Source organism: Bacillus sp. GbtcB10 (genome assembly GCF_019091365.1).
GTDB classification, from domain to species: domain Bacteria; phylum Bacillota; class Bacilli; order Bacillales; family Bacillaceae; genus Bacillus; species Bacillus altitudinis.
This window is the reverse complement of the sequence record NZ_JAGXJP010000209.1, coordinates 1-263: the sequence shown is the minus strand read 5'-3', so window position 1 is coordinate 263 and position 263 is coordinate 1. Positions and strand designations below refer to the sequence as shown.

The 263-nt window shown below is 31.6% G+C and carries 1 pseudogene; it reads right to left on the bottom strand.

What is annotated here, in order from left to right:
- Positions 1-263, bottom strand: a pseudogene (locus tag KVT11_RS20110) (hypothetical protein); the annotation flags it as partial.

Below are 263 nucleotides of genomic sequence, written 5' to 3'. Positions count from 1 at the left end.
GGTAGTTTGCGGAGTGTTGTTATAAAATAATATAAAGTTCACTGTACTTTCACCACATTCAGAACTATCAAGTGCTACTTCTGTTGCCATGTGTAATGTACAATCAAAGTAATTATGGGTGATTTCGAACGCTTTTTCATTATTTAATAAATTTTGTTCTTCAAATTCTAACTCGATGTCACTACGATAATATAACATTTCTTGTAAATTACCAAACGCTTCAGAGACTATCGCTTTAAACTTTTCTAGGATTTCATCTCCAT